The organism is Sutterella massiliensis (assembly GCF_016899755.1).
GTDB lineage: Bacteria > Pseudomonadota > Gammaproteobacteria > Burkholderiales > Burkholderiaceae_F > Sutterella > Sutterella massiliensis.
Map to the genome: position 1 here is coordinate 1 of NZ_JACJJC010000016.1, position 16,542 is coordinate 16,542.

Sequence of the window (16,542 nt, forward strand, 5' to 3'; positions counted from 1 at the left end):
CGGTTCGTTGAATCGAATTTTTAAAGAACTGCTGAACATTTCGTTCAGCGCAGAATTGAAATCATATCGAAATCGATTCTGTTTGTCAAGAGCAATTTCGAAGAATTTTTAATTTCGTCGCTTTCGCTCTTGTTTCGTCCGCTCTAGCGAGCGGCGAGGTTGCGTATTCTGCCTACCCGTTCGAAATCTGTCAAGGATAGCCCCTTAAAATACGCAGAAACCGCAGATTCCGTTCGAATCTGCGGTTTCCACTTTCTTAGTGGCTCTCGTCAGATACTCTGCGCGAGCCGAAGCGAATCGATCGTCGATCAGCCGCGCACAATGACGCCTTCGTCTTCAAGTTCACGGCGGCGCGACTCCTTGAGCACGTTCGCATACGCGCGATACACGCCGTCCTGACCGCGCTCGACGTAGACGCCCTGAAGTTCCGGCGCAAAACCAGGGAAACGGTTGATGCTCTCGGCAAGCACTTCAAAGTACTTACGGACTGGGGCGTTCCACTCTTCACCGGGCACGCAGCAGATGATCCCGGGCGGATACGGGAGCGCCCCTTCGAGCGCGATGCGGCCTTCCGTTTCCGAGAGCGGCACGAGTTCGGCGTTGCCGCGCATGAGTTCGAACTGCGCGCGCTGCGCATCCATACGGGGCTTAGGCATCGTCGCTTCGCGAAAGAGCGCCTTCTGCAGTTCGTTGACACGATTTTGTCGAGTGAAATCGTGCATTTCCTGGCACAGACGCTGAATCGTGTAGTCGGCGTAGCGATACGGATGCTGCTGCGTGATCTGCGGAATCATCGTCTTCATGAGCGCGTTCGACTCAAGGAGTCGTTCGAAGCGAGCGATCTGCGTCGTGAGCGAAGTAATCTTCGCGCTCGAGAGCGACGGCGTGAGCAGGAAAAGAATCGAATTCAAGTCGCACTTCTCCGGCACCACGCCCCACCAGCGCAGGTAGTTCGCGAGCACGGTCGCCGGCACACCGAAGTCCTCGTATTCGCCCGTTTCGGTATTGATCCCGGGCGTCGTCAGCAGGAACTTGCAGGGGTCAACGAAATACTGGTTCTCGGCGTAGCCCTCGAAGGCGTGCCACTTCTCGCCCGGCACGAATCGGAAGAACGCGAGGTCGTTCATGATCTCTTCGGTCGCGTAGCTCTCCCAGGGGCGGCCGTACACTTCGGTCGGAATGAAGGGACGGATGTAGCGGCAGGTGCGAAGAATCTGCTTGCGCGCTTCAATGCTGATGCGCAGACAGTCGGCCCAAATATGCAGCCCCGAAACGCCTTCGTGCATCTTCGCATTGATGTCAAGCGCAGCGAAGATCGGATAGAAGGGACTCGTCGACGCATGCATCATGTAGGCGTTGTTGACGAGCTTGTGCGAAACGTAGCGAGCCTGACCGCGAATGTGACCGTCCTTCTTGTGGATCTGCGAGCTCTGCGAGAAGCCCGCCTGCTGCTTGTGCACTGACTGCGTAACGAAAATGCCGGGGTCTTCAGGCCCGAGCTCGAGAAGCAGCGGCGAGCAGTCCTTCATGATCGGAATGAACTGCTCGTAGCCGACCCAGGCCGAGTCAAAGAGGATGTAGTCGCAAAGGTGGCCGATGAGGTCCACCACCTGACGGGCGTTGTAGATCGTGCCGTCGTAAGTGCCGAGCTGGATCACGGCGCAGCGGAAGGGGCGCTTCTGGTCGGCTTTTTCGGGCGCGATCTTGCGCACGCGTTCGCGCAGCTCCTTCTCATCGAAGCAGTGCGCATCAATGCCGCCGATAAAGCCGTAGGGGTTGCGCGCCGTTTCAAGGTAAACGGGCTTGGCACCCGCCAGAATGAGTGCACCCTGGTGGCAGGACTTGTGGTTGTTGCGGTCAAAAAGCACCAGGTCTCCCGGCGTCAGAAGCGACGTGAGCACGACCTTGTTCGACGATGAGGTGCCGTTGAGAACAAAGTACGTCTTGTCGGCATTGAAAACCTTGGCCGCGTGCTTTTCGGCTTCGCCGGCCGCACCTTCATGAATGAGAAGATCGCCCATCGCAACGTCGGCGTTGCAGAGGTCGGCGCGGAAAATCGTTTCGCCGAAGAAATTCACGAATTCGCGACCCGCCGGGTGACGACGGAAAAAGGCGCCGCCCTGGTGGCCCGGGCAGTCGAACTGCTCCATGCCGGATTCCACATAAGCGCGCAGGCTGCGGAAAAAGGGCGGCAGGATCTTTACTTCGTAGCCGCTCGCAGCATCAAGAAGCTGGCGAATGAAAAAATCTTCGTCGGCCGGGTCGTCATTGACAACACCCATCACGCGGCCGATCAGTTCGTCGGGAATATAGCGGCCGCGCTCGACCCAAATGAAAACCGGAATGCCGAACCCGTTGGCGGCAACGCGGTCAAGTTCGCCGTTTTGGGCATCCTCAACCGTCATGAGAACAACGCCCGTTTCGGTCATCTCCGCGTCGCGCAGACGCACAACGGCGCGGTCCTTGGGGAAATTTCTGAAAGAAACGCCGTCGCTCACGGCAATAGCAAGCTTCTGCATAGATGGTGCTTCCGTCTGAATGCGTCCCACGCCGGACGCTCTGCGAACCTGCCTGAAAAAACAGGTCCCTTTTTGAAAAAAGAGGCGCCTTTCCGCTTTATGGAAAGACGCCTTCCCGTTTGCTGAGCGCAGTATAAAAAAATGAGGGCGGCTAGGTCGCCCGAGAGGCGGCACGAATGTTACGAATTTCGCCGCCTCCGCTCATTTTTCTCAGCCGACCCAGCGACGAGCGTTGCGGAACATGCGCATCCAGCCCGAGAACTCCTGCCACTCGACAGGATGCCAGGAGAGCTGCACGGCACGGTGGCTGCGCTCCGGATGCGGCATCATGATCGTGAAGCGCCCGTCATCGGTCGTGAAGCTCGTGAGACCGCCCGCGGAACCGTTCGGGTTGAGCGGATAGACCTCGGTGGGCTTGCCCTGCGAATCGACGTAGCGCGCCGCCGCCTTCGCAAGCGCTGCGTCTTCGGGGCGCAGGAATTCGACGCGGCCTTCGCCGTGCGAATTGACGATCGGGAGCACCGCGCCCGCCATCCCTTCGAAGAGGATCGAGGGGCTTTCGAGCACTTCCACGTTCACAAGACGCGCTTCGAACTGTTCGGAGCGGTTGCGCAGGAACTGCGGCCAGTGCTTGGCGCCCGGGATCAAGTCGCGCAGATGGCTCATCATCTGGCAGCCGTTGCAAACGCCGAGCCCGAATGTGTCACCGCGCTCGAAGAATGTGCGGAACATGTCGACGAGGCGATCGTTGTTGAGAATCGTCTTGGCCCAACCGCCGCCCGCACCGAGCACGTCGCCGTAAGAGAAGCCGCCCGCTGCGGCAAGCCCCTTGAATTCGGCGAGATCGGCACGACCTTCGAGAAGGTCGGTCATGTGCACGTCGTAGACGTCAAAGCCAGCGCGAGTAAAGGCAGCGGCCATTTCCGTCTGCGAATTGACGCCTTCCTCGCGAAGCACGCACATCTTCGGGCGCACGCCCGTCGCAATGAAGGGCGCGGCCGGATCGGCTTCAACGTCGTAAGGCGTCTTCGCGAAGAGCCCCGTATCGGCCGCATCGGCAATGCGCGCAAATTCCTGATCGGCGCAAGCCGGATTGTCGCGGCCGCGCGCGATGACATGCGAGACTTCGCTCCAAGCCGACTGAAGCGCCGCACGCTCGAAGACGGCGATCGTCTTGCCGTCGTGCTCGAAACGCAGTTCGTCGGCGTCGATCGTTTCAGCGATAAAGTGCGTGCAGTGCGCAAGGCCTTCGGCGCGCATCTGCGCGACGACCTCTTCTACGCGATCGGCGCGAACCTGCAGCACGGCACCGAGCTCTTCGTTAAAGAGCGCATTGAGAACGGTTGCGTCCTTTTCCTTCAGGAGCGAATCGAGCGAAGCGCGAACGCCGATGCGCGAAGCAAAGTTCATTTCGGCAAGCGTCGCAAAGAGACCGCCGTCGCCCTTGTCGTGGTAAGCGAGGACGCAGCCGGCGAGTTCAAGCTTGCGAAGCGCGAGCACAAAGCGCGCGAGAAGCGCCGGATCGTTCACGTCGGCGCTTTCGTTGCCGAGGCGCTGCGCGACCTGCGCGAGAATCGAACCGCCCATGCGGTTGCGGCCTTCGCCCAAGTCGACATAGACGAGAACGGAGCCCTCTTTAACGCGCTTCAATTCGGGCGTGAGCGTCAGGCGTGCGTTCGTCACGGGCGCCGCAGCCGAAACGATGAGCGACACGGGCGAAGTCACCGTCTTCTTTTCGCCGGCATCGTCCCAGCTCGTGCGCATCGAGAGCGAGTCCTTGCCGACCGGAATCGAAATGCCGAGCGCGACGCAGAAGTCCGAAGCGGCCTTCACCGCGTCGAAAAGCTTGGCGTCTTCACCGGGGGCGCCGCAGGCGGCCATCCAGTTGGCGGAGAGCTTCACCTTGCCGAGCTCGACGTCAGCGGCAGCGATGTTCGTGATCGCTTCGCCGATCGCGAGGCGAGAGGCCGCAGCAGCATCGATCACGGCAACGGGCGTGCGTTCGCCCATCGCCATGGCTTCACCGCGCAGCGTTTCAAAGCCCAACGTCGTCACGGCGCAGTCGGCCACAGGAACCTGCCAGGGACCGACAAACTGGTCGCGCGCGACGAGGCCGCCCACCGTGCGGTCGCCAATCGTGATGAGGAAGGACTTGTTCGCAACGGCCGGGTGGCGCATCACATCGAAAGCAGCCTTTTCAAGCTCAATACCCGCTTCCGTGAAGGCGGGCAGCTCGCGCTCGAGGTGCTCGACCACACGGTGCGTGCGCGGCGTCTTCCCAAGAAGCACGTCCATCGGCATATCGACCGCCGCCGTTTCGCCCGGGCGCTCGAGCTTGAGATCCTTCTTTTCGGTGATTTCGCCGATCACGGCAAAGGGGCAGCGTTCGCGTTCGCAGAAAGCCTTGAAGCGATCGAGCTTGGCGGGGTCTACGGCGAGAACATAGCGTTCCTGCGATTCGTTGCACCAGATTTCAAGCGGCGACATGCCGGACTCTTCGACAGGGACCTTCGAGAGGTCAAAACGCGCACCCTGCCCGGAGAGATCCGCAAGTTCGGGCATGGCGTTCGAAAGGCCGCCCGCCCCGACGTCGTGAATGGCAAGAATCGGATTCTCTTCGCCCATCGCCCAGCAGCGGTCGATCACTTCCTGGGCACGGCGTTCCATTTCGGGGTTGCCGCGCTGCACGGAGTCGAAGTCGAGCGCTTCGGAGTTCGCGCCCGAGGTCATCGACGAAGCGGCGCCGCCGCCCAAGCCGATGCGCATGCCCGGACCGCCCAAGACGACGAGAAGGCTGCCGACGGGCGGCTCAAGCTTCTTCGTCTGATCGTCGCGGATCGCGCCGATGCCGCCCGCGAGCATGATGGGCTTGTGGTAGCCGTAGCGCACGCCGCCCACATTGGCTTCAAACGTGCGGAAGTAGCCCAAGAGATTCGGACGGCCGAATTCGTTGTTGAACGCCGCGCCGCCGAGCGGACCTTCGGTCATGATCGAGAGCGGCGTCGCGAGACGCCCCGGCGCGCCGTAGGCCTTGTCGGCGCGTTCGCCCTTGGCGGCGTCGCCGTCGTTCTCCCAAACCTGCTCGGCACCTTCGAGGTGCAGCGCAGACGTCGTAAAGCCAGTGAGACCGGCCTTCGGACGAGCACCGCGGCCCGTCGCGCCTTCGTCTCGGATTTCGCCGCCCGAACCCGTCGAAGCACCCGGGAACGGAGAAATAGCGGTCGGATGGTTGTGCGTTTCAACCTTGAAGACCGTGTGAACGCGTTCCTTCTGGCGTTCAAACACGCGGCCGAATTCGTCCGCATCGCTCGGACGCGGATAAAGACGCGTCACTTCCGAGCCTTCAAAGATGGCGGCGTTGTCCGCATAGGCCGTGATGGTGCACTGCGGCGCCATCTTGTGCGTGCGGCGAATCATCCCGAAAAGCGTTTCTTCGCGGTCTTCACCGTCGAGCGTCCAGCGCGCGTTGAAGATCTTGTGACGGCAGTGCTCGGAGTTGGCCTGCGCGAACATCATGAGTTCGACGTCGGTCGGGTCGCGGTCGAGCTTCGTGAAGTTTTCGGCGAGGTAGTCGATTTCGTCTTCGGAGAGCGCGAGACCCATCGAGAGGTTGGCTTCTTCGAGCGCCTTGCGGCCTTCGGCACGAAGCGGCACCGTCGCCATAGGCTTGCCTGCAAGCTCAACAAAGAGGTTTTCGGCGGGAAAGTCGGCCGCAACAACCGATTCCGTCATACGGTCGTGGAGTACTGCAGCGATGCGGTCCTTGGCAGCGGCGTCGAGTTCAACACCCGGTTTCACAGCCACCGAATAGAGCGTGCCGCGTTCGACGCGCAGCACTTCGGCGATGCCGCAGTTGCGCACGATGTCGCTCGCCTTCGAGGCCCAGGGCGAAATCGTACCGAGGCGGGGCACGACGAGGAACTGCAGGTCCGCACGAACGGCGTGCTCGGGCGTACCGTAGTCAAGAAGCGAATCGAGGCGGCACTTGGCCGCCTCGTCGAGATCTTTCGCTGCATGGACAAAGTGCACGAAGCGGCCGGAAACCGCCTCGACGTCCGCGCAAGCCTGCCCGAGCGCCTTCAAAAGACGATTGGCGCGGAATTCGGAAAGCGCCTCGGGTCCGTTGAGTTCAAAAACGATGCCGTTGGTGGTCGTCATGAAGATGGATCTCTTTAAAAGAAAAGCCGACCGCTGGGGCCCGACGGCATCGACTACCGTCCGCGCGCCGCATCGATCGATGGGGATGAAAATGTCCAATCAAAGGATTTTATCAGCGACCTTTGCGCGAACTTGCTTTTCTGCCCCCGCTATTAACTTCAAATGAAGAAAGAAGCGCCTTCCGCACGAGGCCGACACCCGCGTTCAAGCAAGTCCTTTCCAACATTTTTTCGGGCCCGATACCGTGCAGGCATCGGACCCGATATTCAAGCGCGGAGTGCAGTTCGCTCGCGGCGCTCTGCGACGGAGTGCACCGTTTCGCCTTTATTCACTCAAACTTAAAAAGTTAATTCCCCAAGCCGTTCGTCTTCTTCAGGAAGTTCGTGAAGACGCCCCAGCCGATCGGCAGCGACTGCTCGTCCTGGATGTCGAAGTCCTTCTTGTGGTGACCGTGGTGGTTGCAGCCGAAGTAGAAGAACGCGGCCTTGCCGCCGTGCGACTGCACGCGGCGGATGAGCACCGTGCAGTCTTCGCTGCCGATTTTGGCGTTCATGTCGACAACGGATTCAACACCGGGCACCTCGGCGGCAGCAGCCTTCGCGAGCGCGACGGCTTCTTCGTCGCCGCGATACGTGACGGCGTGCCCGACCTTGCGAAGGTCGTATTCGACGCCGTAGGCGGCTGCGAGCCCCTTCACCGTGCGCTCGACGTTCTCTTCCATATAGTCGTTGATTTCAGTCGTCTCGCCGCGTACTTCAAGAAGCATCGCCGCATGCTCAGCAACGATGTTGCGCGCCGTACCCGAAACGAACTTCCCGATCTGCACGCGCGTGATCCCGCCGCTGTGCCCGGGGAGGCTGCCGAGCGACATGCAGGTCGCTGCGCCGCACATCAGTGCGCTGCGACCGTTTTCGGGGCTCCCTGCTGCCGCGGGCACGCCCGTGTAGGTGAGGTCGAACTTCGTCGTCGCAAGGTAGCCTTCATGCGAAACCCCCACCTGGCCGAGATGAGCCGAGCAGCCGATGTGCGCCCCGAGGAACCAGTCGACATCGTCGACAACGCCGCGAGCAGCCATGGCAGCCGCTCCGCGCACGCCCTCTTCTGCGGGCTGAAAAAGAAGCTTCACGGTGCCGCAGAGCGTATCGGCGTGCTCTGCAACCCAAGCGGCAACACCCAGACCCACGGCCGTGTGGCCGTCATGCCCGCACGCGTGCGAGAAGCCCGCGTAGCGCGAGCGGTAGCCCAAGCGATTGGGTTCGTGTTCGGGTGCGTCCGTTTCAGCGATCTCGAGGCAGTCGATATCGAAGCGGAAGGCCGTCACGGGACCGGGACGCCCCGTGCGCCAGATGCCGACCGCCCCCGTCCAGCCGCCCGAGCGCGCAAGAAAATCTTCGGAAACGCCGTTCTCGCGGGCGCGCGCCATGGCCGCTTCCACCTTTTTGGGGTCGCGCCCGAGCGCGTTCTCAGGATCGACGGCATCGGCGCCGACGAGCACTTCAAAGCCGAGCTTCGTCAAACGCTCGACCACGGCAGCGGTCGTTTCAAACTCGCACCAGCCCTCTTCGGGGCGTTCGTGAAAGTGCCGGCGATCGGCAACCATCGTACGGGCAATCGCCTCATCGGAATGCTTCTTTTCGTTCGCAGTCATGTTCTTCTCCTTTTTCCATGCGTCAGAGCTCGAAAATGAAGCCCAAAAGCACAAGGTTCACGAGCATCGGGATCGCCATGCGCTTCGAAACTTCAAGGGGTGAAAGTCGGGTCATGCCGGCGATCACAATCGTTGCCCCTGCAATGGGCGAGCACATGCGACCGAACGCCCCCGAGAGCGCCGCCACCATGCCGAGGCTTTCGATGCGCATGCCGAAGTCGGCCGCAAAAGGCGTCACCGACTGATTGAAGGCGTGGCCGGCGGCATCCCCCGACCCCGTCAGAACGCCCATGATGAAGGGACCGAAATTCGCCGCGTAGCGCGCGATGTCGTTCGAATGCTTAAGCGTCTCGATAAGGGCATCAATGACGCCTGCCGCCTTGAGGCCGCCCGCAAAGCAGCCCGCGGCGATGATGATGCCCATGATGTTCGCGTAGCCCTTGCCCATGCCCGAGAAGAACTCTTTGGTGACTTCCTGCGGGTTGGCGCGCGTCACGAAGAACGTATAGATGGCGCCGTAGATCATGGCTTCGGCCACCGACATGCGGATTGCAGGCAATACGGTTGCGCCGAGCATCAGAAGCACGACGGGCAGAATCGGCGCGATGGCGCGCAGCACGCTCGGATGTTCGGGGAGCTGCCCGCGAGCGTCGGCTTCGATCGCAAAGGCAGGTGCCTCACCGTCGACCGGCTTCTTGTAGTCGCAGAAAACAAAAATCATTGCCGTGACGAGCAGGATGTTGAGGCCGCAGATCGTGAGCACCTCGGGCGCAAATTCGACGATAAGGTCCATCACGTCCATTTCGGCAAGCTTGGCGATCCAGACGTTGTGGCTCGAACCCGGGCTCAAAGTCGAAGGCGTAATCGAGCCGATGATCGCGGCGCCCGCGATGGCAGGATGGAAGCCCGCACGCACCATGAGCGGAATCATCGTCGGGCCAAGCGCCGCGGCGCAGCCTGCCGCACTCGGAATGGCAACCGCAACGCACGAAGCGACGAGCATGCAAAGCGGCAGCAGAAAGACGCCGATGCGGCCGAGCGGCTTCACGAGAAGGCCCACGAAATGCACGTCGCAGCGCGTTGCCGCAACAACGGCCGCAAAGCCCATCGACGAGCAGATCGACGTAATGAGCGATCCGTTCGTCATGTTGGCGATGAAAGCCTTGAGCGCCACGCTCGGCGCCCCCGAGAGAATCGCCATAACGAGGCCCGCCGTGAAGAGAACGAGGCGCGTCTCCCAGCGCTTCAAGAGCGCCGCTATCGTGAGAACCACGACGATCGCCGCCATCCAAATGGTCCAACTCATGATTGATACACCTCCTTGATTGGATTGGTCCGAAGTTGAAGTTTCTTTTCCTGTGCTTAGCGAAGCGAGTTCGGGTAGAGCTCTTCGTCCTGCGAAAGAATGAGCTTCTTTAAAAGCGCTTCGAGCGTGCGGCGCTCCTTATCGGTGAGAGCGGAAACGAGCCGAGCTTCGAGCGCCATATGCGACGCGACGGCCTTAAGTCCCAAATCGATCCCTTTGGGCGTCGGCACAAGTCGGCAGCCGCGGCGGTCGTCTGGATCAGGCTCTCGGCGGATAAGCGCTTTGGCTTCGAGCCGATCGATGCGGTTCGTCAGCGCTCCCGAGGAAATAAGCATGCGACTCTGCACGACCTTGGGCGAAAGGCTTTGCGACTCTGAACGAATGAGTGCGCCCAAAAGCTCGAACTCGCCGCGGTTGAGACCGAATTCGGCAAGATTGCGGTCGACCGCCTTGGCAATGTAGTGGCTCATGCGGACAATGCGCGTCACGGAAGGCACGCACTTATAGCGGCCGTCCGGGAACTTCGCATCCCATTCGGGCTGCAGCGTATCGACAAAGTCGCTCCCTGCCGGAGCTGCAGCACCCCGATCTGCTGCGGGGGTGCCATCTAAAAATTCGTGCGAATCGGGGGAGATTTTTTTGTTCGGCATAAAGCAATTCGTCATGAAAAAGTTCAATGTCGAAATATTGCCGAGACAATTGCAACTGGAGCAATCGGGAAAATACTGTTGAGCGAAGCAGAATCTGGCAAAAAGAGAAAAGCCGAAACGCACACCCACTCTGAGCATGCATTTCGGCTTTTTCACTCGATTCCAAACTCCCCGTCGGGCCTCGCGTACGGCGCCTGCTGCCAGCGTCTTAACGCGCAGCAAACCTCAGCGATACCCAGCGGGATCCTGCGTTTTTTTCAAAAGCCCTTTCGATATCCACGGGCATCGCCTGATAACCCGTGGTCGATTCGACGCGCATCTCGACTGCAGGCGTCGTTTCACCCCAGCGGAATTCCTGCATGTTGGGATTCGGTGCCGAAGTGAAGGCTCCGGTATTGATGTCAAACGATGCGCCGGCCGTTGCCGAGTAAACGAAGATCGAGTCCTTGTCGGCGTGGTACTCGGTGAGCGACGTTACCGGGCTGAACCAATCGTGACCGGCTTCTTCGCCGTACGACCAGATTTGCTCGACCGTCATCTTCTTTTCGTCGATCTTGTAGACAACTGCGCGCGAATACTTCATCGAAGGCATCGCGGGCTGCTCCATACCGCGGGCGTCGCCATTATCGAAGACCGAAAGGTATACGATCCCGGGCGCGCTCTTTTCGTCAATGCGCCAAGCGGTATGCTGCGTCCACGTCCAGTCGAAGCCGCCTTCGCAGGAGACATCGTCGCAGACGAGCTTCTTGCCGTCCTTGTCGACCGGCGTCAGGAGTTTTTCAGCAAGTTCGCCCTTCCAGCCGCGCGGTGCAGCAAGAATCCACTTCACCTTCTTGTCGCGGCCGATCTTAACAGCGGCAGACTGGTGGCGCGAGCTGATGATGATCGAGTCGTCCGTCGGATCGTAGTCGACGGAGTTCACGTGCGCCCAGTTGCGCCCGACGCCCGTCCCGGCAATGTCGCCGTAGTTGTCGGACTCATTGAGCTTTTGGATGTCTTCTTCAGAAAGCGTTTTGCCGGCCTTCGATGCGTCAATATTGAGGCAAACCGCCCCTTGGTCGAGCGCTTTGATGACATCGGAGCGATACGGATCGAGAATGTCGAAGAGTCGCCACTCGTCAACAACGTAGCCGTCCTGATCGATTTCGGCGATCACTTCGCGCACCGTACGCACGTTCTTGCCGTTGGCAAGCTTCGTATTGGAGGACGCCACGCGCAGGAAGTAGTTGCCGTTTTGCGCGGCATCCATCGCATGCGAGAAGTCGATGTAGTTGATCGGAAGTCGACGGTTCCAGATCTGACGCCCCATAAGGTCGTACTTCACGTAGCGCTGCCCGTAGCCCCAGGTGAACGAGCCGTCCTTATTCTGACGAAAGCCCATCATGTCGCCGCCCAGGTACGGTTCGCCCACGTTGTAGATGGGCTGCGTGAACATGTACCAGCGGTATTCGCCCGTCGTGTCAACAATCCCGTTCTGCGGGTAGAACGACCACTCGAGCGCGCCGCCCATCGGGTTGTTCCAGACCATATGCGCCGCCTTCCCCGCAAGGTCGGCAGCATTGTTGAGGAGGTACAGGCGATCCTTGAATTCGGGGTCGACCTTAACGGGACGAACACGCGGCATGGCGGAGACCTGTCCCTTCAAGCCTTGCGCATCCGTGTAAATAGGCGAAGCATAGATCTTGTAAGTGTCCGAGAAGCTTTCCTCTTTGCCGTTGAAAATGCGCGTGTAGTCGACTTTGACCGTGTTGACAAAGTCGGCGTAAAGGCCGAAGACAGGAACGCCGCCGTGCGTGAGAAGCATGCGGCGTGAAACGTCATAGCTGATCGGCACGCCGTTAGGCTTGGGCATTACGGTAACCTTGGCGTTTTTGATCATGTAGCCGCCGTTGCGAATGATCGCCGTGAGGGGATCCGTTTCATAGGGATTCACAATTACTTCGCCGAGGTGTCCCTGAATCTCATAACCGACCTTGGGACCGGAAGCGCCGCCCATGGCGCAGGCAAGAAGAGGGGCAGCCGCGAGCATCTCGGCAAAAAGCTGACGTTTCTGCATTTGCTTTATCCTTTTCGGGAAGCTTCCGGCACAGAATGCACCGCGAAGCCGGTCTTTGCTGAGCGGCCTTACGCAAGCCGCCCGTAATGCAAGAATTGCCTGCCTCGATAATGCGCTCGCCATGGTCGTCGAACCTGTTCTTGCCGCCATGGCCGAGATCGCACCGGGAGCGGGAATCGCCATTCGCACACACGACGAAGGGACGCTTGCCGCGCTGCGATCGGGCGAGCTCGACTTCGGCATCTTCCCGGCAGTGAACCTCCCGAGCGACTTCGAAAGCACAACGCTTCTTGAAACGAGCTACGTGCAAATCGTGCGTGCGGGCCACCCGCTCGAAGCGTTGGCCGGTCGTCCCGAAGCACTCGAAGCACTCAAGGACTTTCGCCGCATACAGATCGTTGTGCATCCGGATACGGATCCAACGGCCGGCGGCATGCCGGGCCCGGCCAAAATTCCGCTTTCTGCTGGCGAAACGATCCTCTGGACGGAATCCTGGCTCGGTGCCGTGACGCTTCTTGAACGGTCGGACTTTGTACTCGCCGTGCCCTGGCGGACGGCAGCTCGCCTCGGTCGATCGATGGCGCTCACAGCCGTAGCACCTATTCCCGACGCGCCTCCCCTGCGCCCCGCCCTTGTCTGGCATACGCACCGAAGCGGCGACCCAGCGTTCGTTTGGCTCAGAAGCCTTTTTCTAAGCCACGTCGAGCGCGGCCCGGACGTGCCGCACTTCGGGCGCATTGTCCCAGGCAGCTAAACGGATCGGCTCAACGCCGAAAGAAAAACCGCGCCGTCGAACCTTTTCGACAACAGGCGCGGTTTTTGTTTGTTCGTCGGCGTATCGAACGCCGACGGTTGGCAAAAATCGAGAATCAGGCTGCGGCTGCTGCGCGCTTGCCCTTCATGAAGTGCAGAGTCGAAACGATCGCCACCATCACGAGAAGCGCAACGCCGAAGGAGAGCCACAGGTTGCCATTCGAAAGCCCGGCAACGAGGTAGCCGATCGCAGACGAGACGGCCACGACAAGCGCGTACGGCAGCTGCGTCGAGACGTGCTCCATGTGGTTGCATCCGGCGCCTGCCGAAGAAAGAATCGTCGTATCCGAAATGGGCGAACAGTGGTCGCCGAAAACGGAGCCAGCGAGCGTCGCTGAGAGCGATACGACCGTAAGCGACGGATCAATCCCCTGAACAACCGGCACAACGATCGGAATGAGGATGCCGAAGGTGCCCCAGGCGGTGCCCGTTGAAAAAGCTAGGAAGGCCGCAATGATGAAGACCACTGCCGGCAGGAAGATCGAAAAGTCTGCCCCGCCGCTCGTCACGATCGATTCGACAAACTGCGGCGTCTGCAGAAGATCGCGGCAAACGCCCGAAAGCGCCCAGGCGAGCACGAGAATGATGTTCGCCGGCAGCATGAGCTTCATGCCTTCGACCATGCCGTTCATGAATTCGGAAAAGCCCACGAGCTTGCGCGGCACGTAGAAGATGAAGGCAACGAAAACTGCCCCGAAGGCTGCCCACACGAGCGAAGACGAAGCCGACGAATTGCCGATGGCCGCCTGGAACGTGTGGTACTGCGGATCGTCTCCCCAGTAGCCGCCCGAATACATGAGCGAAAGCACGGCAAAGACGATGAGCGCCGTAATCGGCACGAGCATGTCAATCACGCGGCCGCGCGGATTCGGATTGGGCGGCTCGGCGCCCTGCGAGGATTCGCTCGCGCCAATGTCGCCCGCGGCAGCGCGCTCTTCACTGCGGCGCATCGGCCCGAAGTCGAAATCCGTCGCAATGATGAAGATGATGAGAAGAATCGAAAGAAGCGCGTAGAAATTCCAGGGGATCGTCGCGATGAAGGCGGCCATGTCGGATTCGAACACGGCGTTGCCCTTAAGCGAGGAGCCCACGGCCGCCGCCCAGGAAGACACGGGCGCGATGATGCACACGGGGGCAGCGGTCGAGTCGATGATGTAGGCGAGCTTCGCACGCGAGATATTGTAGCGGTCGCAAAGCGGACGCATCACGGTACCGACCGAGAGGCAGTTGAAGTAGTCGTCAATGAAGATGAGAATGCCGAGACCGCTCGCCGAAAAGAGCGTGGCGCGGCGGCTCTTGACGCGCTGCACGGCCCAGTTGCCGTACGCGCGCGTGCCGCCCGACATGGCGACGACGTAAACGAGCGAACCCAAAAGCGACGTAAAGATCAGGATTTCAAAGTCGACCTTGTCGGCCATCACTTTGAAGCCCGTCTGAAGCGTGCCCATGAGGAAATTGGCATCGGTGCCGATCGAATAGATGAGCGTGCCGCTCAAAATGCCGATCAGAAGGGAGGAAAGCACTTCCTTCGTTAGAAGCGCAAGACCGATGGCGATGATGGGAGGCAGTATGGATAGCCACCCGGCAGCATAGGGTTCCATGAAGACTCTCCTTCACTGGAGACGGCTTTCGCGTGAGCTGCGGCGCGAAAGCGTCGAGGGTTTCGGATAACGGTTCGGCTGAGAGGCTTAAAGCGCAGCGAAATTTTCAAGAAAAAAAACACGCACACGTCCCGCTCGACCGGCCGGCGATTGTCGTAGTGCGAAGTCATCGGCGCGCCCGTTCGAGCGGACGCTTCTCCGAAAAAACTTCTTTTGGAAAACAACGGCGCGAAAAGTGCCGGGCATTTTTCTTCGGTGTCGCCCGATCTCCCTTTCGTGCACGATTTGATATTAAGTTCGTTGCGGTCTTTGACCGAAAACAAACTTGAAGAATCGAGCACTTTACAGCATCGAACAAGCGGCATGAGACAAATGTCGTAACCTTTTCTCACGTTGAACGACACCAGTGCGCCATTAAACAAAATGATTCTCGTTTGCTTTCAAGCTAAAATGGCTGCGTTCTTCACTTTTCGGAGCTTTGATCATGACTTCGATGCTTGACGTCCGCCGCTTGATCGGCGAGCGACCCGGCATTACGCTGCGCGACCTCGCCTGGCACTTCCGCATCTCTGAATCGCTCATGACGGGCATGCTCGCGCACCTGCTCGAACGCGGCGACGTCGTCAAGATCCCGCTCATGCCGACCTGCTCGAGCTGCTCGAGCGGCTGCGCCAACGACGGCAAGCCCGTTTTCGGCTTTCGCCGAACGATGCGCCGCGGCTGAAAGCGCCAACACGCGCAGCATTCGGCTCAAAAAAAGCAAAAGCTTCATGCGAAGCTTTTTCGCTCTCCGAGAGGCCGAGCACGGCGGTTATTTACAACCTATTACAGCTTAGATATTGATTTTTTGAGCTTTTCGTTTGCAATTTTTTGAAAAGCTGTCATAATAGGCATCGTTGTGGTTCCGGTGGTGCTTTCGTTTCCGAGAGCTTCTGGAACGAGTCGCTGATGGGAGGCCATGCGGCATCCGCGTCGGGACGCTCCAAGCGCAGAACGCGATGTCGAGCTCAAAAGAGAGCTCCGGGAAGCCGCCGACCACAAAAGCCAAGGGTGCGAAAGGAGTCGCGCCCTTTTTTATTGTCCGCAATTTTTGCTGCGTATGGAAATAGGCCGTGCAAAGGTCGGCGCGGCCGCGAACGCTTGCCCGAACAAGCGTCCGCAGCAAGCTTGCTGAAGCAGGAAGTCAGTCAAGCGTTCTTATTTTTCTACGGACTTTTGCGCCGTTGCAGCGGATTCAGCCTGCGCGGTTTCCGTCCGGCTCTCTTCGGGCGTCGCTTCAATCTTGCTCTCCGTCTTATCTTCAGCCTTATTCGTCTGCGCGGTCTGCTTGCCGGGCTTCATGAAAAAGAGCTCGACCGTACTCCAATTGACAACAAAGAGAAGCGCCACGACCGCGAGCCCCTGCCCGAGGAAGCCCCCGTAGCAGAGCATCGTCTTCTCGACGGGCGAGCCGTAGTACGCGCGAAAGAATTCCTGAGCGCCACCGCCCGCCGAAACGGCGTGCGCGGCAAAGGCCGCGAGCGCGAGACCGTAGAAGACAAACGACGCAATGAAGAACGGCCGCTGCTGCTTGTAGCGAAAGCCCGTCTTTTTCGCAATCAGAAGAATGACAATCGGCAGCAGAAAAGGGAAAGCCGTCAGAAGCGTATTAAAGAGTAAGGAAAGCATCTTTTTCGAGCGTTGGAAAAGCACGGCCGAAGCCGATCTCGACTTTGGAAACGCGTCGATTCCGGCCTCAAAGGCGCGAGTCTACACGAGGCGGTCGAACCGCGCATCCAAGGAATTGTGCTC

Annotated in this window: 10 protein-coding genes; 2 read left to right on the top strand and 8 right to left on the bottom strand. The window is 59.8% G+C overall.

Going from position 1 to position 16,542, the window contains the following annotated elements:
* Positions 1-308: 308 nt before the first annotated feature.
* The 6 genes from speC to H6A60_RS09380 form a co-directional block, all read right to left on the bottom strand.
* A complete protein-coding gene (speC, locus tag H6A60_RS09355) occupies positions 309-2,519 on the bottom strand; it encodes an ornithine decarboxylase (RefSeq protein WP_205103874.1) in 2,211 nt (736 codons plus the stop codon).
* A gap of 210 nt (positions 2,520-2,729) precedes the next feature.
* Positions 2,730-6,677: a phosphoribosylformylglycinamidine synthase gene (purL, locus tag H6A60_RS09360; RefSeq protein WP_205103876.1), complete on the bottom strand. Its 3,948-nt coding sequence runs from the start codon at positions 6,675-6,677 to the stop codon at positions 2,730-2,732.
* Between the two features lie 346 nt (positions 6,678-7,023).
* Positions 7,024-8,325, bottom strand: a complete 1,302-nt coding sequence (locus H6A60_RS09365; protein ID WP_205103878.1) for an amidohydrolase — start codon at positions 8,323-8,325, stop codon at positions 7,024-7,026.
* Positions 8,326-8,347: 22 nt separating this feature from the next.
* Positions 8,348-9,631 (bottom strand): C4-dicarboxylate transporter DcuC, encoded by a 1,284-nt coding sequence (gene dcuC, locus H6A60_RS09370; protein ID WP_205103880.1) that lies wholly within the window; start codon positions 9,629-9,631, stop codon positions 8,348-8,350.
* 56 nt (positions 9,632-9,687) lie between these two features.
* Positions 9,688-10,281: a MarR family winged helix-turn-helix transcriptional regulator gene (locus H6A60_RS09375; protein ID WP_205103882.1), complete on the bottom strand. Its 594-nt coding sequence runs from the start codon at positions 10,279-10,281 to the stop codon at positions 9,688-9,690.
* Positions 10,282-10,489: 208 nt separating this feature from the next.
* Complete coding sequence (locus H6A60_RS09380) at positions 10,490-12,337, bottom strand: aryl-sulfate sulfotransferase (protein ID WP_205103884.1); 1,848 nt, start codon at positions 12,335-12,337, stop codon at positions 10,490-10,492.
* A 55-nt stretch (positions 12,338-12,392) separates the two neighbouring features.
* Between H6A60_RS09380 and H6A60_RS09385 the strand changes: the two genes are divergently transcribed.
* Positions 12,393-13,091, top strand: a complete 699-nt coding sequence (locus H6A60_RS09385; RefSeq protein WP_275114227.1) for a LysR substrate-binding domain-containing protein — start codon at positions 12,393-12,395, stop codon at positions 13,089-13,091.
* A 115-nt stretch (positions 13,092-13,206) separates the two neighbouring features.
* Here the strand turns inward: H6A60_RS09385 and H6A60_RS09390 are convergent, their stop codons facing one another.
* Complete coding sequence (locus tag H6A60_RS09390) at positions 13,207-14,751, bottom strand: Na+/H+ antiporter NhaC family protein (RefSeq protein ID WP_205103888.1); 1,545 nt, start codon at positions 14,749-14,751, stop codon at positions 13,207-13,209.
* A 484-nt stretch (positions 14,752-15,235) separates the two neighbouring features.
* Between H6A60_RS09390 and H6A60_RS09395 the strand changes: the two genes are divergently transcribed.
* Complete coding sequence (locus H6A60_RS09395) at positions 15,236-15,475, top strand: FeoC-like transcriptional regulator (RefSeq protein ID WP_205103890.1); 240 nt, start codon at positions 15,236-15,238, stop codon at positions 15,473-15,475.
* Positions 15,476-15,948: 473 nt separating this feature from the next.
* Here the strand turns inward: H6A60_RS09395 and H6A60_RS09400 are convergent, their stop codons facing one another.
* Complete coding sequence (locus H6A60_RS09400) at positions 15,949-16,419, bottom strand: hypothetical protein (RefSeq protein WP_205103892.1); 471 nt, start codon at positions 16,417-16,419, stop codon at positions 15,949-15,951.
* Between the last annotated feature and the right edge of the window lie 123 nt (positions 16,420-16,542).

What these genes read in the sequence shown, in the direction of transcription:
- purL (WP_205103876.1), bottom strand. Translation starts at nt 6,677, where the DNA reads ATGACGACCACCAACGGCATCGTTTTTGAACTCAACGGACCCGAGGCG.
- speC (WP_205103874.1), bottom strand. Translation starts at nt 2,519, where the DNA reads ATGCAGAAGCTTGCTATTGCCGTGAGCGACGGCGTTTCTTTCAGAAAT.
- H6A60_RS09400 (WP_205103892.1), bottom strand. Translation starts at nt 16,419, where the DNA reads ATGCTTTCCTTACTCTTTAATACGCTTCTGACGGCTTTCCCTTTTCTG.
- H6A60_RS09380 (WP_205103884.1), bottom strand. Translation starts at nt 12,337, where the DNA reads ATGCAGAAACGTCAGCTTTTTGCCGAGATGCTCGCGGCTGCCCCTCTT.
- H6A60_RS09390 (WP_205103888.1), bottom strand. Translation starts at nt 14,751, where the DNA reads ATGGAACCCTATGCTGCCGGGTGGCTATCCATACTGCCTCCCATCATC.
- H6A60_RS09365 (WP_205103878.1), bottom strand. Translation starts at nt 8,325, where the DNA reads ATGACTGCGAACGAAAAGAAGCATTCCGATGAGGCGATTGCCCGTACG.
- dcuC (WP_205103880.1), bottom strand. Translation starts at nt 9,631, where the DNA reads ATGAGTTGGACCATTTGGATGGCGGCGATCGTCGTGGTTCTCACGATA.
- H6A60_RS09375 (WP_205103882.1), bottom strand. Translation starts at nt 10,281, where the DNA reads ATGCCGAACAAAAAAATCTCCCCCGATTCGCACGAATTTTTAGATGGC.
- H6A60_RS09395 (WP_205103890.1), top strand. Translation starts at nt 15,236, where the DNA reads ATGACTTCGATGCTTGACGTCCGCCGCTTGATCGGCGAGCGACCCGGC.